Raw genomic sequence first — 21867 nt, forward strand, 5'->3', positions numbered from 1 at the left:
GCGAGGTGCCCGGCCGACGGCCTGCTATAGTGAGTCGACCTGACCCCACGTCATTCACCTCACGGAGGAGCGTATGTCGCGAAGCACGGAACATTCGGCAAATGCAGGCTTCAAGGGATGGTCGAAGCTCGGCGCGGTGAGCGCGGGCGTCGCGCTGGCGTTGACCCTCGGGGCGCCGATGCCGGCGCAGGCCCAGCTCGACATGCTCAGAAACGCCGTGGGCGGCGGCAACACCAGTGGTCTGGCCGGTGGCCTGGGCGGCCTGGCATCGCCCGGCTCGCTGACCTCGGGCAGCATCGGCAACGCGACCGGCGTGTTGCAGTTCTGCATCAAGAACAATTATCTGAGCGGTGCGAACCTCGGTTCGGCCACGGACGTGAAAGACAAGCTCCTCGGCAAGATCGGCACGCAGTCGGGCTCGCCTGAGGCGAGTCCCGGATATCTCGACGGCGCGAAGGGCCTGTTGTCGTCGCCCGACGGCAAGACGGTCGACCTGAACGGCGGTGGCCTCAAGGAGCAACTCACGCGTCAGGTGTGCGACAAGATCCTGAGTCAGGCGAAGTCGTTCCTCTAACACCTCTCAATCCGCTCCCGTCGCTCGAGCGGCTCGAGCCGCAGTGGCGCAGGGGCGCCGGCCGGCATCCGTCGTGCCCCGCGGCGCGGCGCCTTGTTTTCGCGCCGCGATGCCGCCGGGCATTCTCGTGGCATCAAAAAAATCATCGATATTGGGTCTTTGCCACGGGCCACGCCCGGCCGTACGCTATCCGGCATTCATTCCTTCCCCGCCGTCTTGCCCGGAGTCATCGATGTACCAGCCCGCCGCCTTCACCGAGGACCGTCCCGAAGTCCTGCACGAACTCATTCGTCAATCTCCGCTCGGCTTGCTGGTGAGCGCCGGTTCGCACGGACTGATGGCCGATTCGATCCCGTTTCTGGTGTACCCGGATGAAGGCGAGACGGGTGTCTTGCGCGCTCACCTGGCGCGCGCGAATCCGCACGTGGCCGCGCTGCGCGATGCGAGCGACTGTCTGGTTGCCTTCACCGGGCCACAGGGGTACATCACGCCGTCGTGGTATGCGGCCAAGGCCGAGCACGGCAAGGTGGTGCCCACGTGGAACTACGCGGCCGTACACGTTCAGGGGCCGCCGCGCGTGATCGACGACACTGCGTGGTTGCGAAATCTCGTGGGCGATCTCACGCAGTCGCAGGAGCATGGGCGTGCGACGCCATGGGCGGTCGATGACGCGCCGGCCGATTTTATCGACGGCATGCTGCGCGCCATCATCGGTGTGGAGATTCCGATTCGGCGCATCGAGGGCAAATTCAAGATGTCGCAGAATCGCGCGATGCCCGATCGGGTCGGCGTGGTTCGGGGCCTGCGCGCCGAGCGCGTGCCGAACGAACCGCTCGCGGCGCTCGTCGCCTTGCGTGGCGACGTCCCCGACGCTTGACGCCGGTCGGCAACGCGGCGCGAGACTGTCGCGTGACGGTTCGCTGGGCGTCGCTGGTAACGAAACGAAACAATTTCATGGTGCGCGCGACGGTCTGCCTGATGATGCGGGCGCATACAATGCGGCAACCCGACCCGGATGCCGCAATGAAAACGCTGCTTCTCATGATCGCCCTGACGCTCTGCCTGCTCTTTTTGGAGCAGGCTTGGCTGCCGAGCGCGCAGGCGGACGAGTGCGGCAACCTCGGCCCCGCGCAGACCCTGCAATGCGCCGCCTATGGTGCGGGAAGCGTGGCCCCCGAATAGCCGTTCATCCGCTACAATCGCACCCCCTCAAGTCTTACCCCCAAGCAGTGCGATGAAGCAGTCTCGAAGGACGGTCACCGCGGTGCGCGCAGGCGAACTGCGCGCGATGGCCGGGCAGTTGGCAGTTTCCCTTGCCACGCTTTTCTGTGTCGCCGCCGTCACGGCGACGCCCCTGTCGGCGCTCGCGGCAGCCTCGGCTTGCAGCGATCATTACTGGTCGGGCGCCGCACCCGACATCACCCAGGCCGCGCTGACGCGCAGTGCGCGCGAAGTGTGCTTCGGGGCCTTCGGGGTCATGCACTCGGGCGTGACGCGCACGCCACTTTGGTCGGCCGAGCACCTCACGCGCGCGGGGCTGAGTGACGCACGGCAAATTTCGCGCGTGAACAACTTCCACGCCGAATCGCGCCTGCCCGCGAGCGAGCGCGCCGAGCTGCGCGATTACGTGCGCTCAGGCTATGACCGGGGCCACCTCCAATACCCTGTTAAAAATATACTCATTCAATAAAATCAACATGTTATGTTGAGTATTAATACTCAATGTGACATACTCATCGCAATTTGGGAATTTCAAAGTTATGAACCTGCGCAAATGCGGGGCAGGCCTGGTGACCCTTTGTCTGCTTTTGTTCGCGGCGGCTGAGGCTCGCAATTCGCTAAGCCCTGTCGTTCCCCTCGAGAACCAGGAATATCGTTCGAAGAGCCTCCGCAGGGACGAGGCTCTTGCGCTATATTCTGCGCAGCAACTGCAGGCGTCGTTCGACTCCTGCAAGGGGCATTTTCCTAACGGGAAGCCGCTGGATACAGCGCTAGTATCCCCGGCGCTGAAGGCGATAGCGTTGTGCTCAGATAGTTTTGCTGTGGTCTATTCACAAGCCAGCAAGACGCCATTGGTTGTAGTGGAAAGACTTTCAGCGGCTCAGCTTAAGGATGCACAGGGTGAGGAACGTACTAATCAGTTCTACCCAGACCCCCGCATTCCCAAAAGTGGACGCGCCGAACTGAGTGACTATCGTGGGCAGAGTCCGGCAGTGGACCGAGGGCATCAGGCGCCTGCGGCGGACGCACCAAATCAGAGAGCCATGGCTCAATCCTTCGCGCTTTCCAACATGGTGCCGCAGGACCCAGCCAACAACCGCAGGAGTTGGAGCAAAGTCGAATCCGACGTAAGGAAGTTCGCAAAGCGCGCCCGTGGCAATGTATTTGTCTACACCGGTCCCATCTTCGATGAGGGGCACGAGACAATTGGTAGGAACAAGGTCTGGAAGCCGACAAGGCTATTTAAGCTGGTGTATGACGAGTCGTCTAAGCGTGCGTGGGCGTACGTACTCCCCAATGCGGAGGCTCATGTTGAAAGTCCTATGGACTACTCGGCTTTTGTAAAAGCCACAGGGCTTAACTTGCTAGATGGGGTGCCTGTCACGGGGACGGCAGGAAGGTCATGATTCTCTGAGCACAGATGACTCGATGATTTACACGGAAGCGGTTTTAGTTCGAGACAGAATTCGTGCTAATTCGCTCACAATACTTCTTATTGTGGGCACCGTTCCGTTCGAGCAGCTACTTGAGTTTTTTCGCGAGAAATGCGCCTCCGTCTCTACGGAACGGACCTATGCGCAGGCAATTGGTCGCTTTATAGAGTGGCTTTCGGTGCGCGGAGAAGAGTTCTATGAGGCCTCGAAGCGTAATTTGCTCTACACGGCGTTTCTGCATGATGTGCGATTTGGCACGTACGAGGACGCAAAGGACGAATATGGTCTTCACTGGCAGGCAACCAGTCAGCAGAATCTGAGACGGCTAACGCGGGCCCTGCTGGAATTCAGCGATTGGCTGAACAGGCGTTACGGCGCCACGATGCTGAATCCAATTCACCAACATGTTTCACCGGCCGACCAGCTTATCTTCTGGCGCAGGTGGAACAAAATGAAGGCAGCGTCCCTCCTTGCTCACACTATGGGGCGCCAGCGAGCTGCCCCGTATGCATATGTCGGCCGCCAAGTGGCACCATCTCGAGACCGGAACGGATTACTGCAAGAGGTCAGGGCGTTTCCCGCCGAGCGCCTGGATGAACTGATATGGCAAGGTTTTCTCAATCCCGGGAGAGAGAATGACCCGCGGCCGTGGGTGAAGTACAACCTGCGCGACATCCTTATCACCTTGCTCTGCGCATATGGCGGCTGCCGAGCATCAGAACCCCTCCACCTTTGGGTCGATGACGTTTTCACTGACCCTGACGAGCCGACATTGGCATTGGTTCTCGTGCATGAACCCAGCGAAGGCTTGGTGAAATACACAGACCCGTTGACCGGCGCCCACCGAAAAACTTCTCGTACTGACTTCCTGCAACGCTTCTGCGGCGGCAAAAAACCCCTTACCCTGGAAACAGGGCGTCGACGTGCGGGATGGAAAGGCTGCCTTTTGACGCACCGAGAGCGCAAAGCCTTCCAGGTATTCTGGATTGACAAGAACGCTGGGCGCCTCTTCTTGACGCTGTGGCGGTTGTATATCCAGCACGTGCGGCCGGTGACCCCGCAGTTGCCTTGGGCCTTCCTTACCAAGGACAGACAGCCCCTCGGAGTTGAAGGGTTTGATGACTCTTTCAGGGCGGCGGTACGCCGAATTGGCATGACACCCGCAAAGTGGGCAGGCACCTCTAGTCACGGGCTTCGCCACCGGTATGGGCAGTGGCTAAATGACCTTGGCCTAGGCGATAAGGAGGGCCAGGTAGCTATGCATCACCTGAATGCAAAAAGCCAGGAAGTCTATCGTCAGCAGGGTATCGCCGGAGTGGCCGCAGCAATTGGCACCCTATCCGTCACGCCACTGCGCCACTTCAACGACACCGAATGACCCAAATTTGCCAACTTGACCGATACACAGCCGTCACCAGCGAACTGACCGGGCGGACTGTCTACATCAACGATGCTATGGACCAATTCCTGGTATCTCCAGTAATTTCATATGACGATGTCGCTGAAGTTGCTCGCCAGTGGTTGGCAAATGTGGACGCAAGCCGGCCTGAGCATCGCCCAACTCCGGGGCTGCGTACTGCAGTGGCCGCATTAAGCGATTGCGGAACCCGCGAAGACGTTGCGGTCGGCATACATACTATTCTGATTACCGAGTTCCAGGACAGGGTGGCTTCTAGTTGCGTAGCGGCCTACCAGCGTTTTGTAGTTACGCTAATGTTACGGCTTTGGTCCTGCGGAGCCGTGGCTTGGCCAGCCAGTGAGCAACGACCGTTTACCAATCCTTCTCTTGTGGTCGGCAATCCAGGGTTTACTCAGCAACATATCTCTTATCTGGCCCGAATTCGCTCATATCTCAACCGCGGTGGCTCTGGCGACGCGTCTGACTTTCGATTCATCGTAGACCATCTGCTGGCGCGGGCGGGGGTAAGTGAAATCGGTGACTTGACTCCAAAGACATTCTATCTGACTGAGGAGCGTAGCCGCCTACGTGTGCTGCGGTCTGCCGGCATCCAAGGAGTGCTAAGCGTTTTGCGCGAAGAGCACCATGAGCAGGCGATTGCGTGGGTGCCAGAGGATTTTGGATTCTTCAAAAGCAGAATGGGTCACTTGGCGCGTGACGACAATTTCACATGGCTGGTCACGAAAGAGCCTGCGATGGCAGAGTGGGCACGATTGGCTGTTGAGCACATGGAAGCTAATCCGGCCAATTTCCGCAAGCGGAAATCGTCACTTAACAACTTCTTGACGCACCACCTAGACCATCCAGAGCTTCCTCGCAATCCGGCTCAATATTTCGATATTCGCCGTCGGCCGACACCCTTATTCCAGGCTCCGGGCAACCAGGGCCGGCAGACTATGTCGGTTATCCACGATTTCCTGAACGAAGTGCTCTTCAAGGTCTGTGCCCAGCCGGATGACAACGAAGTGCCCGTCCTGATGCCAGGATTTTCCAATCCGCATGCTCGGCCTAGCTATAAGAACGTAAATCAGGGTGAAACTCATCGCGAAGCCATGCCTACCCGGCTAATTAGCCTAGCGTCACATATCCTGACCGAGAATGACTTCGCTTGGGCAAGAGAGGTTGGCCGTATCCAGGATGTCTTCCGCTGGCGGAATACTGGAACTGGCGAATTCGAGACCGTTTGGAGCCCTGTTCGAGCTTATGCCATCCTGATAAAGCTCCTGCTTCCGGCCAGAACGTACCAAGTCCGCATGCTCGATAGCGGCGAAGGGGATACCTATCGCTACGAAAACGGTGGGCAATGGGGGCTGAACTTGGGACCACATCGTCCGCAGGCCGGTGGCAAACCAGTAGAGCGCGGCATATTTCGACGCTACAAGCGCAAGGACGGCAGTGACGGAGCGGTCTTCTATTTCAATACCAACAAGACTGCCGACATCGAGAGCGTAGTGAAGGGCTATGTCATGCCCTGGGAGAAGAAGGACGCACTGCAATTGCTTTCGGAGCTGCGCAACTGGCAGGAAAAATTCAATCCGGTCAAGGGGCCTACTGCATGGTTGGACATTGTGGAACTGAAGAAGAACAAACACACCGACGACCTTGCAAAGATGGGGGCAAACTTTTTCCTTTTTCGAGACCCCGCTAGTAAGACTCGCCCGGACTTGCCCGTAACCGACGTGCGCGTACGAGGGCTATGGCTTAAGCTGATGGATGAAATGGAAAAGCGTCTGGCCGACTCAGGCGAGACCCTGAGCAACGGTGACCCCATCAAACTGATATTGACCAGAGACCACAGGGGACAGCCAGTGTCTGCCACCTTCGACCTTCACAGCATGCGGGTTTCCATAATCACGGCTATGTACGAGGAGGGCGTACCCCCAGAATATCTGATGAAGATTGTCGGCCACGCCACTGTGCTGATGACGCTCTATTACACGAAACTTAACGCCGAGACTCTGAGCCTCCGAATGGATGAAGCTCTACTGGAACGGTTGCGCAAGTCGCAAGCGGAGATGGTGGGCTTCATCAAACGGGCCAGCCGAAAAGAACTGGAACAGGCGATTGCTTGTCGTCATACCTCTGCCTTGGACGCCGCAGCCAGCGGAACCGGAGTCGGCATGCTGGTGATGGACCATGGTATCTGTCCGGTCGCCGCCAAGCGTTGCCATGAAGGCCTTGCGGTATCGGACCCAGCTACAGGAGTTACGCGTTTCCAGGCTGTGCCGGGGGGAGCTACCAACTGCGCCCGCTGTCGATTCTTCATGACGGGGCCGGCTTTTCTCTTCGGCCTAGAGGCCCATGTCAACGACCTAGCATATCGGTTGAAGAAGGCATCGTACACGTTCGAGAAGGCGCAGGAGCGGTTTGATGCCCTGGCTGATGCCCATGCTGCGGCCTTAAGTGATGGAACGCCTTTCCCCCGGCAACGAGAGCTGGAGATTGCGGAAACGGCTTTTGAATCGGCGACATCTGACGTGGATGCCATTGCGCTGAGCTTGCAGGCCGCCTATGCGCTAACCGAACAGTGTGTTCGCATTGCCTCCGACGGCAAGGCTGTTGGCGTGGCGCTAGTCGCGGCTGGAGGCACGGGGCAGTTGGAAGCCGTCCTGTCCGAGGGGCACGAGTTTGAGCAACTCAACCGCATTTGCACGAGCGCGACTTTGTTTGACGGCCTGAACATCAAATGGCAGCAGCCAAACCTTGAGCGGGCGCGCTTGTTTGACCGGATGCTCCGCAATTCCGGCTATGAATCGAAGTTCTCCCTGCTCGATGACGAGGATGTGCTACATGCAGCCAACGCAATGAGTGAGTTCCTCTACGCCAGGATGGATGCCAACACGGTGCACGCATTGGTGGACGGCCGTACTACCCTGCGAGCGGTTGGACTCGAAAAGGCCTTTGTCGACCAACTTGAGCATCTTGAGCCCAAGACCTTGGCAATTACCCGGGCGCACCATATTTTGGAGCAGGTATGACCGAGCAACTACCCGCGACTGCCCCGGACATTCTCAAGGATGCCCGAAGGCTATATCAAGTACACCGCAACGCGGCGACCAAGCCGTCTAAGGTCGAGAACCTGGACAAGGTGTGGGAAGTGCTCAACGCCATCCGCCACGAAGGAGGCCGGGACTATTCCCTTGCTGAGGTCGGTCGCCGACTGGAAAAGATGAGCGGCCCGAAAACGCAAAGCCTCCGCAACACTCAGGGCGCCCATTACCGCGAAATCATCACGGCCTACGCAAATGCTGTCAGCGGAGCCACGCGGTATGTCGCCAAGACCAAATCCAACGTGGAGCAGGCGCTCGACCTGATAATCGACCCCAGCATTCGAGCGACCATTCGGTTTGCGCTTGATGAGGCCAAGCGATTGAAGGTTGTCAACGACAATCTGCACGCGGCGTTCAAGGCGCTACAGGTGGGAGCCTCGCTCGAATCTCGGGTGGCCGCTGAAGCTGTACCGTCGCTACGAGCGCCTGCCGCAGCCGGGAGCACTCTGTCTCCTCGACTCGTAAATGCGCTCCGCAAGGGTATTGACCGCTCGCGTTTGGCGCAACAAGGGCTGCATGTCGGAGAGGACGGCAGCATAGAGAATGTTCATGGCGACAAGTTTTTCCCGCCCGCCTTCGTTACCGCGATTCAGACAATTCTGGGAAGAGCCTGAGCCTTCACGCAGGCGAAAGTATCGTTTAAGCTTTGCTTCTCCGCCTGAACGCCAATCGCGGTTTTTCGCTGAGCGCTAGCGTTAACAACGTTTTGGATTGAGAGCGGCAGCACAGACGCGAGCGTCGCGCGTCCGCGCACTCACCTGCAATTACAACAATACAGAGAGGAGAAGTTATGCGGGCCGCCAAACGGGACTTCGAACGCTTTGTTCGGTGGCTTTATGCTCCCGATAGAGCGGTCTCCCCAGAAGTTCGACAGCTCGCAAATCTGTGCTTTCAGAACTTCGACGAACTGGCAGCTACCTCGAGACATAAGAGTCAGCGCTCTGTCTATCTTGTTTCGCTAGCGCGGAACGTACTCCGCGCAACCGCTGATATGGTACCCACGGAGGTGCCAGAGGCGGCTGACGGAGCGTGGCCGTGGAAACGGCTGCGAGAATTCACGCTTGGCCCTTTTCGCGGCTTCAGGACCCCCGAGACCTTCGACCTGACAAAGCAAATTGTCCTCTTCTACGGACCGAACGGCAGTGGGAAGACGAGTCTGTGTGAAGGACTTGAATATGCGCTGTTGGGGGAAGTCGCAGAAGCCGATAGCAAGAGAATCAATCCCCGTATCTATCTTGCGAATGTCCATGCTCGGTTATTCGCCGAGCCTACACTCCTAGCTATGGACCACCAAGGTCGCGCTTTCGAGGTGGTCGCTAATCTGGACACCTATCGCTTCTGCTTCGTGGAAAAGAATCGAATCGACGCCTTTTCGCGAATTGCCGCGCGACCAACAGCTCAACGCGCTGAACTGATTGCGACCCTGTTCGGCATGGAACAGTTCAATGACTTTGTCGGCAATTTCAATGAGAGTATCGACGGTCAACTTGTACTTGTCGGAACGAAACAAGCCTCGCTGACTGCCAATCGCACTGCCCTTGTCAATGACGAGCAAACGGTCAACGCAGAAGGTGAAACACTGCGGAAACTCACCGAGGAAGAGGCGGAATTAGCAAACGAATACTCTGCCGGGACCACATACCGCATGCTCAAGGAACTCATTGGCTCGGCTGAGAGTCCTGGTCGGCTTCAAGAGCTGGAAGCGATTCTTGAGCGTGTGACGCCACCAGTCTTCGGCGTTACGCGTCAGGGACTTGTCGACGCGTTAGAGACTGTATGCCGACACCAGCACAGCGTTGACGAGAACGGGGCTGCATTGCAAGCCCGCAGCGAACAGGTGTCGTTCAAAAGTCTGTATGACGCTGTGCTAGCGTTGCAGCAGTCCACTGGCGAGCGGTGCCCAGCGTGCGACACACCATTGAGCGGGCCACAGCACGTCATGACAAACCCTTACACGAAGGCTGGTGCCGGATTGGACGGGTTGAAGGAGCTGGGGGTGTTGCAAGAGAAACAGCGTGCATCGCAAAGCGACCTCGAACAGGCAGCGCGTGTGCTTCACCTTGCGCTTGCGAGCGTCTCCCAATTCCTTGCAGCTCAGCAGGAGCAGGAAACGCTCGTAGCACGCTTTCTCTTTTCCTTGCCCGCGGTGCCCGCTGGCAAATGGTGGCGCGACATTACTCTGCCGCAATCAGCAGAGACCATTACTGACATTCTAGAAGAACTACTAAAGGTGGCCGAGCGCATCGAGGACCAGGATACTCAAACGCGTAAGGCGCAGCAAGAACGCGAGCCATACATAGCCGAGCGGAGGCGGCTTAATGATTTTCGACTGAAAGTGCAAGCTCAAGACCTTCGCCGGCAGCAGTTGACGGACAACATCACCGCGGCCAAAGGTCGCATTGCAGCTTTCGATACCGCCAATGCGGACCTTATCGCAGATGCGGAACAGGAGAAAGCTGCTATCGACCGGGATGCGCCCTTGAAGGCGACGTACGACCAGTTTCTTGAAAAGCTAAAGGTGTACCGAGACCAGCTACCCGGCCAGTTGATGGCCGGCCTCAACGACACCGCATTAAGTTTGTATAACGCCTTCAATCGCAACGACCTCGATGCCGACAAACTTTGCGCACTCCGCCTTCCCGTGACAGCCGAGGAAAAGATTGAAATCGCATTCAGAGGTAATCCGCAGCATCGCGTGGATGCACTGCATGTGCTCAGCGAAGGGCACATTCGTTGTCTCGGGTTAGCAATTCTCTTAGCCAAAGCGAAAAGCATGCAGTGTCCGACGATTGTCTTCGACGACGCAATTAACGCAATCGACCACGACCACCGGGGCGGAATTCGCGAAACGCTGTTCGAGAGCGGCACCTTTGCAGATGTCCAATTTATCGTCACGTGCCATAGCAACGAGTTCATCAAGGACATTCAGCAGCATCTACCTACCTCGCTGCGAAACGATTGCGTGGTCTATCTTTTCCGTCACCACACTGGTGACTATCACCCGCGCGTCACTCGAAATGTCCCGAGCGCAAATTACATCGTGAAAGCTCGCGCCGCACGCGAGGCATTGAACGACCGTGAGGCCTTGGCGGCTTCTCGGCAAGCGCTAGAAATGCTTTCAGAGAAAATTTGGTCCTGGTTGGGAAGTCACGACTTGGGTACGCTCACTGTGCCCCTCGCTGGCGCGGGAGCTGAACCAGCGCTCAGGAATCTCTGTGACGCTCTTGCCAAAAAGTTACGTGACGCGAGAACCTTCACTCACCCAAACAAGGAACCAATCCTGGAAGCCTTGGGCCGCATATTAGGAATCCCATCAACCAATCTCATCTGGACTTACTTGAACAAAGGAACTCATGAGGAGGCGGACCGAGATGACTTTGATGGTGACCAGGTGGAGCTGGTTGTACAAACTCTGGAGGGGCTGGCTTCCTTAGACCTTCGCCGCGGACGTTGATGGCATGTTCGTCTCGTGAGCGCTGAAGAACGAACAACTTCGCGGCGCTACCCGCGCCTAGTGGGAGCGATTGGCGTCAATCCGGTTTGTACGAATGGCAGTGTCAGGCCATATCTGGCGCGATTGAACGCTTCCAGTTTATTCAATTCGTCGAGAAGAATGGCTCGAAATCCTGGCGCTTGGTCTTCTGTGCGTTTCAATACGTCCGCGGGCGCTTGAGCGAAATTCGGGTCTTTGACGACTAAGCCGATAGCGGCGGTCAGACCCTGTCAGTAGCGCTGCCGCAGCGGGCCTGGCGCTCCGATGGATTCTATGGCGGCGACGTACTTTTTCTGCTTCGCGCGGCAAATTTCGAGTTCTTGAGACAATGCGTCAATTTCCGACTGCATGCCAGCTGCCCGCTTTAGCAACTCACCAACTCGATACCAATACTCGTAACCCACGTCGCCATCCGCAAACGCTAGGTCGTGCAATTTGCGAAGTGCAATGTCCAGGTCGATTTGATTCTCAGAAGGCATCATCGTGTTCCTTTCTTCCGGTGTGGCAGACTCACTCTGGACGAACGTGAGTGACGGCGCTCACTTCCTAGTTTATTGCTCCAACCATCCCCAGTCGAAGTTGTACTTGCCATGAGCCCCTCTCGAAATCGGTACGGTTTCATCGAGGGTGAGAAGTTTCAAAAGCGATGAAACCGCGTGATACCGGAAACTCGTAGCTACGAATGCGGGTGTCCGGATTGAGGAAATCTACGTCGGCGAAGCTCAGACGCAGTACGTGAACGACGCCGCCGATAATGGCTGGAGGGGCGTTCCGGTGCAGTGATTGAGATGATGGCAATCGATGGCCGTAGAGGTAGCCCTTCCGCATAAGCCATCGATAACGCAAACACTTGACCTGTCCCGCCAGTCGGTGGCCCGTAGAGTTTTCCGAGAATGTCTCGGTGTCGCTGCGACATTTCGTGGCTCTCAAGCCTGGCTGTGAAAATGTTGTCCACGGCCAGACGGAGCTACGACGTTGAAGAGTCGAAGTGAAAAGGGGCTGTGCATCCATCGCAGTACACGTGCCGCCAATAAATCGCCCGAAACTTCCCGGGCTCTCCACAGCTTTCGCACACTGAACGGGCTTTAGACACCGCCCTCTCAACGGATTTGCGAATACGTCCCCACGCGTCTATGTCGCAAAGGTATCCATCTTGGAGTTCCATCTTCAGTTCACCAGCGACTTGGCTGATGTCTGTGCAAAATGGAAGTACGGGGTACACGCGTCTTCCCGAAAGGAGCCATTCGTCCATGGCGGACAGACTCTCCGGGGCCTGAGACTGGTCGCACCACATCGTGCGTAACTCGTGCTCAATTTCTCGTGCCGCAGCTTCAACGATTGGATACCAGCCGCGGCCACATTGAATGCCGAAGTGTGCAAAGTTTGACGGGTACGCCCCCGGATTCCGCGCCGCGCGAAAAAGCAACGGATATTGCGAAATCAGGCGACTCTGCTCCGCAGTCTCTCTAACGCGCTGTGGCTTGTGTGCCGGCGAGCAGTTGAGTGACTTCTGGGCATGATGCGCGCTGTGGACCATTGTCGAAGAACCTCCGTCGTTTCGCCTTAATGAGGCGCTTGCCTTCAAGGAAATGTCGATGCACGACAACTCCTCCTAGCCAAAAATATGCCGTGAATGTTGGCATTGTATATGTTTACACGGTAGATGTTTGGGCAGTATATGTTTGCGCGGTAGACGGAAAGGTCATGTTGGGCCAACCTCCGGGCCATGACCGACACTGATAACAACGACCTCGCCCCCTATCTCCGGCGCCGGCTGGCAGACCATGTCCGGAGACTGCGTTTGGAAAAGGGTATTTCCCAAGAATTGCTCAGCGTCGAATGCGGTTTCCATCGGACGTACGTAAGCCAAATTGAACGAGCTTCGACTAACATCACGCTCGACAATCTGCAGAAGCTCGCGTTTGGGCTTGGGGTAGACCCTTCCGACTTAATCAGTCGCTAACGAGAGCGGCGAGTCGACGCCGCGCTATTAGTATTTGGATTGAGATGAACGAAGACCTAGGCAAGCGAACGACCTAACAATTTGTGGGTGTCGGATTCACCTATGTCTTGACTTGGCAAGGCTGGTTGTCTGTGGCGTTCGTCATTGACGCGTTTGCTCGGGGCCTTGTCAGTTGACGGGTGAGCCGCGTCATGCGTACAGATTTCGAACTGGATGCGCAGGAGCACACCCTGTGCGACCGCCAACCGGCCTCATCGATACTTTGGGCCACCCTTCGGACAAAGCGACGCAATGTGTTTCCATTCGGTGCGCAGAGTGACCTGCCGTCGTCGGCATTGAACCGTCGGGGGTAGTCGCGGCAGCATTTACGACAGTGCCTTGGCTGAAACCATCACTGGGTTGTATAAAGGCGAATTAATTCACCGCTGGGTACCCCCGAAATTCAGGGAATCGATAGAGCTTGCCACCCTGCAATGGGTGCTCTGGTTCAACCATATCCGGCTACCCTGTCCATCGGAAATATCTCACCAGCAGAAGCGGGGCAAACTCGCCAGCGAGACCGCCAAAATAGTCTCAATCTAAACCAACCAGCCTCCTCGAAAGTCAAGGCGATTAACCAACTATTTCGTTTTGCGAATTATGAAGAATTCTAGCGACGGTGTTCTGAGCTCAAAGACTGAAGTGGAAAACATCATTCGCGGCATTCCAAACGGAGGCCACCTATACAGAATTCGCGAAGCTCTCGGTAGTGGCCATGCGGCTGTAATGATTGGGTCGGGTTTCAGTCTCAACGCGCAAAATGGCAGCCTGCTCCCGATGTGGGACGGTCTCATTGAAAGCTTGCTTAACGACTTGTTCCCCTCCGAAGCGGACAAGCTAGCTGCTCGACGCAGACTCGGTGGCACAAGTGGCATGCTTCGATTGGCTGAGGAGTACGAAGCTGTCCTCTCGCGAGCGCAGTTGGACAAGCGACTACATGAGTTGTTGCCAGACGCAGGCGTGGTCATGCCGGGCGACCTGCATACAAAGCTGCTGTCACTCAACTGGTCGGATGTGTATACAACAAACTACGACACGCTTCTTGAGCGTGCACTAGACACCGACCGCAGGGCATTTAATCCGCAAATCAAGAGGCGGTACCAAGTGGTTGTTGCTGCCGAAGATGTGCCATTTTCCAAGAGCAATGGGCGACCACGTATCGTGAAGTTGCATGGCAGCCTCCGCACTGGGTCGCGGCTAATCGTGACGGAGGAGGATTACAGGTCATACCCCACCAAGTTCGCACCGTTTGTCAATACCGTCCAGCAATCAATGCTGGAGAACGTGTTTTGTCTCGTAGGATTTTCAGGGGATGACCCGAACTTCTTGGCCTGGACCGGCTGGGTGCGAGACCGACTTGGGCTCAAAACACCTCCAATCTATCTCATAACGCTGAAGCCCGTTCCGGAGGGGCAGCGCCTCACATTGGAGCGAAGGAGCGTTTTCCCAATCGATATTAGCCAACTGGGTAATTCGGACGGAAAGAGTAACGCCAACGCGGCACTCAAGGCGCTGGTTAGTTTCTGGGAAGACAGCCCCCCACCACGCCGGGCTAATTGGCCATACATGCGACCAACAGACACGTTGCGGTCTGTTGAGCCGACAGTCGAGCAACTTGTGGAATGGACGGCGTGCGCGCGGAGGAATAGAGACGATTATCCGGGCTGGCTCGTTGCGCCAGCTGGCAATCGGGCTCGGCTAACACTTCAATCTGGAATAGGACCTGCCAGACTCGCTTATCGCCGGCTCAAGGACAGTCTGCCGTTATGGTTCCGACTCGTTTTCCTTTGGGAAGTGATGTGGATTCTCGATGAGTCGCTGAACTCGGTGGGAAAATATTTTGCGGATGAAATAGCGCCCGAACTTCAAGCATATGTGGACGGTGCGGGACTGGTCCCTGCATCAGCGTTTCCCGATGCCATGTGTTCCATCAAGCCAACGGATGCCGAGTTAAGGTCGATATGGGCCCAGCTCGCGGTTTCGATGTTGCGAGATGCGAGAGAATGCGGCGACGCTTCCAAATTCGACGGCTGGATGCAGACTCTACAGGAATGGATGTCAGTGAGGGACATGCCTGAGGTTCGTCGACTCGCGATACATGAAAAAATCCTGCTTAAGCTTGAGCAACGTCGACGCGGTGAGGGATTTGACCTTCTGACCCAACTGGCTTCGGTCGCGGGCGATGGGGACCTGTATTGGTCGGTGCGAATCGGTGCACTATACGGGGAATTGGGCTGGACGGAGCGCGGACGAGAGTTCGTGCGAACTGGCTTGCGTGCTATTCGGGAAGCAATTCAGTTTGAGGGGGAGTCCGCTTACCTCCTGTCGCGGGAACACTGGGCGGAACGTCTATTGGACGCTTTGAATCTCGCCTCGGAAACTAAGCCCCTTCCTCGAAGAAATGCAAGTGACGCTACGGCGACCCCGGTGCCGCCGGAGGTTACTTTGCGCGAAACGGTGCCACGCGAAGAGGATGTTCCCCAGACAAGCCGAGAGCCGGAAGATATTGTGCATCGTGATATAGATGCACTAGACAATATCGAACATCCCAACGTTCAGATAGAGATACTTCGTCGAGAATTAGACACCAGTGATTATCTCCTGCAACACAACAAGCTCAAATTTGACGCCAATCTCGTTAGCGCGGGGCCTGGCCTACCGCATGTGCGGTCTGAGGTAGGTCTAGCGGCGATTGCCTTCTATCGCTTGGTCGAAAAGGCCTCTTTTGTCCCGGTTCTCGGAAACGTCGGGCTTACAAGGCAGGATTTAGCTTCTTGTTTTCGAATTCTGTCGCTGGTGGATGGTTCCGACAAGAACTTGCGGATACTTTGTAGGGCAAACAACGAATCAGCGGTGGAGTCACTCGGGCTTGCGCTCGTAGAGCAGCTTTCTTTTGAACGAGCCGAAGATTTGTTTCATCGTTCCATTTTCGAAATTAAGCGAGAATCTGACGAAGGGAGTTCGGTGCTTGGCTGGGACCATGGAACTGTTGTTAGAGTGCAGCTCGCTCTGGATTTGGCGTCAAGATTGGCTTTTAGGCTCAATGTTCAGCACGCACTCTCAATGTTGGATGTAGCCATTCAGCTTTACGATTTGCAGCAAGTTCAGGAGGAATATTCGCTACATGAACCTCTCGCGAATTTTTTTGAGCGAACGTTGCGTTTGCTTCCAAACCGCGAATTGGCCGCAAACAGTTTTCGATTGCTGCAGCTCAGTCCGAGAAACACGGCCCTGCTGCATCGGTCGCCATGGCCGAGCCTAGTCGAACTCTTGAGTTCTGGTGGAGTGAAGCCCGATGATGGTGCCGACTGGCAAGGGTTGATTGATTCCGTCCTTAGCCAGGTAGAGGCAATTTCGTCGACTGATGACGCGTTAAGCTATTACTACGCTCGGCTTGGATGGATGCACGACCACGGTTTGATGACGCAGCTTCAGAAGGAGCAGTTTGCAGGTCTGCTTTGGCGGGACGGTAGCTCTCATAGTCTGCCGACTGTTCCTGGTTTCTATCGCGGAGTGGTCTTGAAGTGGCCCGCAATAAGTGAACAGATTGCAGGTGACGCATTCTGCAATTGGATTAGAAATGAAGTCATTGAGCCGATAGTCGGTGTCAGCGAGGTGAACGGCGAGAAGAGACCGTCGATTCGAAGTGTCCGGGAATCGTTCCTCACGAACGTGCTGATTAGTGGAAATAAGGGCGTCAGGCTGATATGGAAGCGGGCTGCGTTACTCGACGTTGTAAATAAAGTTGAAATATGGTGGAAAGATGAGGGGCCATTCCTGCTGGAAAGGGCGAGAGATGAAGTCCGTGGAGAGTTTGCATGGAACATTCTAACTGGTCGACTGACGCTTATCGCGCACGTACTGCATCGTATCGTCTCGCCGCGTATTGCGCGCTCCGACCACGAGCGGCAGCGAATATCTGACTGGTTCGCCGAATTGTGGGATAGTGGCCTCCAATTGGATTTCCCACTGGTACCCGTGGTCTTTGCGGGCCTTCACTGGTGGCCTGAACGTTCGGCAGAAGCTATCGATACGGTAATTGTTGCGCTAAGTTCAACCACCGAACGTCGAGCCGTGAACGCCGCGCTCAATGCTGCTGGACATTGGTTGCTCTCTGAGGAGCAGCAGACCGAGGCAACTCACCGTTACGTCAACTACCTTGTTGATAGCGTTCATGGAGAAAATGCGCCGTTGTTGTACCTTCGACTATTGAACATCGCCGAGCTTCTGCGGCTAGGGGCAGAACGACATTTCGAGGCTAAATGCGAAACGCTATGCTCCTCGCTTGCTTTGCTTCTGCAAAGGCTTCGGTCTGGCACACCGACAGAGGATTCCGCGGCTTTCGCGTCCAAGCCACTGTTGCGAGCCGCAGTAGTGACGACACTAGTTGCGATGGGCGAGAGATTCACGCGAGTTCATGACTTGGCATCGTGGAGGTGGGCCATGCAGGTGGCTAAATCGGACAATTTGCTTATTGTGAATAAGCAGTCATAGCTCGTGTGTCCATGGACTCGGCTAGCGGGTCAGACGCTAGTCAGTCGTTGGCAAGTCAGTTTCGCTTGACCATCGTGACCGATTCAACCACACCTATCGACAATTTTGGGATTGTGAGAGAGCTCTCAGGCGACCCGCGCCGACAGGCGGTTCCATCTATTCGTGGAACCGTCTATCAAGCGTGGTGTTCAATAGACGCTTGGTTGCAGTTGTCCACTGCGGACCAAGTCATTTATCTCGAAGGTGCGGAAGACTTCGATGTTGTCGGGACGGATAGCGCTGTCACCATTCAGGTGAGGCACACCGCAGCTCCGATTTCGCTTGGCGCAGCCAAAGCTAAGGAGGCGCTTCAGCACTTCTGGTCGCTGGTGACGAGTGAGCCCACGCGCCAGGTTGAGTACCATTACCTGACGACCAGTGCGGTTAGTGTTGAGGCTGACGGAGACTTCGGGGGGCTCAGTGGCCTGGATGCTTGGCGCGCGGCCCGTACCAATTCGGAACTAGCCCGTCTTGTCGCCGAGTATCTTGTCGAACACCTTCCCCCGCAGTCAATTCTGCGGTCCTTTCTTGCGTCGGCCACTACAGTGGAGATGCAGGAGCGATTTTTCTCCCGATTCCACTGGTTGACCGGCCAACCGGGCATTGAAGCTGTGCAGCAAAGTGTGGACGAACGAATTCGGGTCCTATTGCATTATCTGAAGCGCAGTGGTTCCCTTTCTCCCCAGGTCCGAATTCAGCTGGAATCTCGATTCTGGCAGCTCGTGGTTAAGACGGTGTCGAGTGAGCGACGCTTAACGCTAGCAGACTTGCTCGAGCAGGTCGACATAGCCACAACGACCTACCTTCCGGTTCCCGCTGACCAAATAGCTGATGTGCTGAGCGGGGGGCGGCAAGGTGTTGGTCTTCTGCGTCTTCTCCGAGAAAAGGTACCGCAACCGCCGAGTCCGCTCATTCAGCGGACGGACCTCGTTCGCCGCATTGAAGCGGCGGTTAATCAGCGTCGTTCCATACTATTGACCGGTACGGTCTTCAAAGGTAAGACAACGGTGGCGCAGCAGGTTGCAAGCACGCTGTGTCCCGATGCATGGTGGATAAATCTCAGTGGCCGCCAAGCCGACCAAATCGACAATTTACTGTTGAATCTCGCTGCGGAGATTGACGGCCAGGCGTGCCCTGCACTGATTGTGATTGATGACCTGGATATTAGCCCATCAGTACTTCGCGCTTACCACAGCTCACTTGCGTTGGTGCTCCACAGGACGCGAACTTCCGGCCGCGTACTCATAATCAGTGCGCAAGGCAGCACAATCGATGTGGCACAGGCTGCCCAATGGGATGGGATTGACGTTGTCGATGTGCCAGAACTGTATCCCAAGGAAGTGGAGCAGCTTTGTGTTCAGGAAGGTTGCCCCGACGAAGACGCCGGGTTTTGGGGGGCCACGGTCTGTACCCTTTCGGCCGGTCATCCCAAATTGGTTCAGGTACGTATATCTGAGCTTGTTGAGCGAGGTTGGCAGCGCCCTTCTGCTGAGTATTTGGTCACTCCGTCGTTCGCTGCCGACTCGGTCAGACGTCTAACGCGCCGGTTGCTAGGAGAATCCGCGGCGCCGGAAATTGTCGAGTTTTTATACAGTGCGTCCGAGTGCTCCGTATTGCTTCATCGAAACGTTGCTATCAAACTCGCGGAATTGGTTGGGGGTATCAGGAATCCGGGGGATGTGCTGGACCGACTCGCCGGTAAGTGGCTAGATTGCATTGAGGGCAACCGGTTTCGGGCAACGCCACTTTTGAACGGTGCTGCTGCTGAAGCTTGGTCGCCGGAGCAGCGAGCTATTGCGCACATTCGTTTGCACGATTCGATACGCAGCAAGGATTCACTTAGTCCGGGGGAAGCGGCTGCTCTGCTTTTCCATGCCTTCGTTGGCCAAGAGCCGCAACGCCTTGCCGCTGCGGCAATGACGCTTCGAATTCTTGAAAACGACGAAGCACGTGAAGCGGTGAAGCGAAGCCTTCTCTGGCTTCCGTATGTGGCACTTGCGGCCGGGGAGCGCGTCATAAATGACGCCGCGGCGGCTTCGGCATTCCGAGCCCTGCAATTCGATGTTGCGGTAACGCTTGACTCTGACACATTGCCGAACATATGCGCACGTTGGGTTGAAGAATCTGACCGTGTATCGCATGCTCAGATGCGCATGGGCATGCAGGTCGTCATGTGGTCGTCCATTGTGATAGCCGACACTGCAAAGGTGCCCTTCAGAATGCGACTGGACGCCATACTTGCCCTTACAAGCCTCCGTCCAGACGGCGAAATTGGAGCCGCGGTGGTCGAGGGCCACGCATCGTTCCTTCGTGCCACCAATGCCATCACGGATGACATACCTGCGACGGCAACTGAGCCCCAAATTCTCCTAGCTTTAAGTGTGCGCTGGATGCGCGGCGCCGCACGATTGCGCGACCTCCTCGATTGGCTGAATATCTGCGCGACGGACGAGCTAAGACGCGATTTCGATTCGATACTTGAGTGGCCCATTGTGCAGATTTCAGGAGCATTTGTTCAGAGCGCGTGGGTCGCTGTGCACAAGGATGCTACTGACTGGATTTCGTGGTTGAGCCTATTTGACCTAGCGAGGGATTACGCGATAGATAGGGCTTCGCCGAACTTGGGACGCGAGGCAGCCAAGGCCAAGGCTATCGTCCTGACAGAATACCTTTCGCGCTCGGACGAAGCCCTTCAAGTACTCGACGCTGCCGAGCAGGAGTTTGGCTCATCTCCGATACTCAGCGAGCAGCGAGTCAACGTGCTGTTTCAGACTAACGACGATGAGCAGGTCTTGATTCTTTGGCGTCAGCTTGTCGCTAATAATCGGTCGGTTTCAGACCCGTTCGCTTATCGGCGCGTCGCTATCAGTGCGGCTCGCCTCGGAGAATGGGCGAAGTCAGAGGAGCTGTTCCGAACTGCAGCTGCTTTCGCGAGCACTCTTGGTGATGGGTGGATTCGATTCGGACTCCTGGTGGACTGTGCACTTTCTGCCTCGTTAGGCGGCAGTTTGCGCGAGGCTGTAGAAATTCTGGGAAGTGCACTCGAGGTCTTGCCATCGAGTGCTGCCGAGGAGGGGGACGACCGAGCGGAGGCCTATCAAAGAGCGGCTTCCGAGGTTTGCAGATATATCGAGTACGCGCAATGGACTCCTGCGGAGGCGAAGCCGAAGTTTCTGGCGGGCTACCCCAGTGACCCCGGTCTAAGGGTTCCGCAGTCCGCGGCGGGGCAGAGGTTGCGGACGGCTCTGTTGCACGGGCAGGTGATGAAGTTGTCCGGTTGCCTTGGCGTTAATACGGCACTCGTCAATTCCTCGGCAGCAGCGGACATGGGAGCATCACCGTATCCATATGTGCGATGGCTAGTTGCTGAGGCGCGGCTCGCTTCCTCGTTTTCGAATGTGGGAGCCGATTTTATTGGTTGCTACGCACGATTTCTTGAGGCCACGGCAACAATACAAAGTTTGGGCTCGCAAAATCTGAAGGAGCACGAGTCGTCCGTTGGCGTTGGAATGGTGGCTGCTAATCAGTGGTTGGGTATTCTTGTTGCCGGTGCATGCTGCGCTGGTTGCGAACTGATGGACCGATTAACTGATTGGCTCGACCTCGTTCGGGGTTCTCCTGTAATGCTGAACGGTCTCGAAGACCTTTTAGGTCGGCTCTATGCTGGCGCGAAATTGGAAGCTAGAGACGAGTTGTGGAATTTGGCGGCCGACCCTAGGGCCGACGTTGGGAAGCGATGCGGAGCGGTCGCCAAGCTGAGGCTTTATCCCCTAAGTCCAGCCGACCTTTTCCGAATTCAGGATTGGCTTACCGCCGCAATCATGAGTGACCCGAGCGCTGCCTGCCAAGACTTATTCAATCTCCATTTGGCCCGAGAATTTGCGCGCCAGTGGTTAGGCGTGCTGCAAAACCCGTTTCAACTGCCAGTTCCTAAGATTACGGTTCCAATTATCCGGTCTTCCGTCTCACAAGTGTTAGCCGGACGTGGGACGTTGCGTACTCTGCTCGGGCAGATTGCTCAAGCGCTTGGCCTGCCCTTGAGCGAACTCACGAGCGGCCCTCTTCGATAGATTCCACGCCCAGCCAAGAGACTGCACAAACC

General features: G+C 56.4%; 13 protein-coding genes and 1 pseudogene. 13 read left to right on the plus strand and 1 reads right to left on the minus strand.

Annotation, left to right across the window (positions count from 1 at the left end):
• The first annotated feature begins 73 nt into the window (after positions 1-73).
• From W930_RS0100445 to W930_RS0100485, 9 genes are all read left to right on the plus strand, one after another.
• A complete protein-coding gene (locus W930_RS0100445) occupies positions 74-574 on the plus strand; it encodes a DUF2501 domain-containing protein (protein ID WP_024788804.1) in 501 nt (166 codons plus the stop codon).
• A 232-nt stretch (positions 575-806) separates the two neighbouring features.
• Complete coding sequence (locus W930_RS0100450; RefSeq protein WP_023873645.1) at positions 807-1451, plus strand: FMN-binding negative transcriptional regulator; 645 nt, start codon at positions 807-809, stop codon at positions 1449-1451.
• 32 nt (positions 1452-1483) lie between these two features.
• Positions 1484-1756 (plus strand): hypothetical protein, encoded by a 273-nt coding sequence (locus W930_RS25430; protein WP_145929443.1) that lies wholly within the window; start codon positions 1484-1486, stop codon positions 1754-1756.
• 52 nt (positions 1757-1808) lie between these two features.
• Positions 1809-2264, plus strand: a complete 456-nt coding sequence (locus tag W930_RS25435; RefSeq protein WP_023873647.1) for a DNA/RNA non-specific endonuclease — start codon at positions 1809-1811, stop codon at positions 2262-2264.
• Positions 2265-2334: 70 nt separating this feature from the next.
• Positions 2335-3201: a DNA/RNA non-specific endonuclease gene (locus W930_RS0100465; RefSeq protein ID WP_023873648.1), complete on the plus strand. Its 867-nt coding sequence runs from the start codon at positions 2335-2337 to the stop codon at positions 3199-3201.
• A gap of 22 nt (positions 3202-3223) precedes the next feature.
• The gene (gmtY, locus tag W930_RS0100470; RefSeq protein ID WP_023873649.1) at positions 3224-4606 is read left to right on the plus strand and encodes a gamma-mobile-trio recombinase GmtY; all 1383 of its coding nucleotides are present in this window, start codon (positions 3224-3226) and stop codon (positions 4604-4606) included.
• A complete protein-coding gene (locus tag W930_RS25440; protein WP_036655628.1) occupies positions 4603-7665 on the plus strand; it encodes an integrase family protein in 3063 nt (1020 codons plus the stop codon). Before gmtY ends, W930_RS25440 begins: the two co-directional genes overlap by 4 nt.
• A complete protein-coding gene (gene gmtX / locus W930_RS0100480) occupies positions 7662-8351 on the plus strand; it encodes a gamma-mobile-trio protein GmtX (protein WP_028730728.1) in 690 nt (229 codons plus the stop codon). The genes W930_RS25440 and gmtX overlap by 4 nt, the downstream gene beginning before the upstream one ends.
• A gap of 176 nt (positions 8352-8527) precedes the next feature.
• Complete coding sequence (locus tag W930_RS0100485) at positions 8528-11191, plus strand: AAA family ATPase (RefSeq protein ID WP_028730729.1); 2664 nt, start codon at positions 8528-8530, stop codon at positions 11189-11191.
• A 269-nt stretch (positions 11192-11460) separates the two neighbouring features.
• Here the strand turns inward: W930_RS0100485 and W930_RS25445 are convergent, their stop codons facing one another.
• Positions 11461-11712, minus strand: coding sequence for a hypothetical protein (locus W930_RS25445; RefSeq protein WP_235195469.1), 252 nt, complete (start codon positions 11710-11712; stop codon positions 11461-11463).
• 1244 nt (positions 11713-12956) lie between these two features.
• Between W930_RS25445 and W930_RS25450 the strand changes: the two genes are divergently transcribed.
• From W930_RS25450 to W930_RS0100510, 4 genes and pseudogenes are all read left to right on the plus strand, one after another.
• A complete protein-coding gene (locus W930_RS25450; protein WP_028730730.1) occupies positions 12957-13193 on the plus strand; it encodes a helix-turn-helix domain-containing protein in 237 nt (78 codons plus the stop codon).
• A gap of 63 nt (positions 13194-13256) precedes the next feature.
• A pseudogene (locus tag W930_RS30710) lies at positions 13257-13732 on the plus strand (DDE-type integrase/transposase/recombinase); the annotation flags it as partial.
• A gap of 142 nt (positions 13733-13874) precedes the next feature.
• Positions 13875-17726, plus strand: coding sequence for an SIR2 family protein (locus W930_RS25455; protein ID WP_161782792.1), 3852 nt, complete (start codon positions 13875-13877; stop codon positions 17724-17726).
• Between the two features lie 65 nt (positions 17727-17791).
• Positions 17792-21835, plus strand: coding sequence for a M48 family metallopeptidase (locus tag W930_RS0100510; RefSeq protein ID WP_152552651.1), 4044 nt, complete (start codon positions 17792-17794; stop codon positions 21833-21835).
• Positions 21836-21867: the final 32 nt, after the last annotated feature.

The organism is Pandoraea sp. E26, assembly GCF_000681415.1.
Taxonomy (GTDB): Bacteria; Pseudomonadota; Gammaproteobacteria; order Burkholderiales; family Burkholderiaceae; genus Pandoraea; species Pandoraea pnomenusa.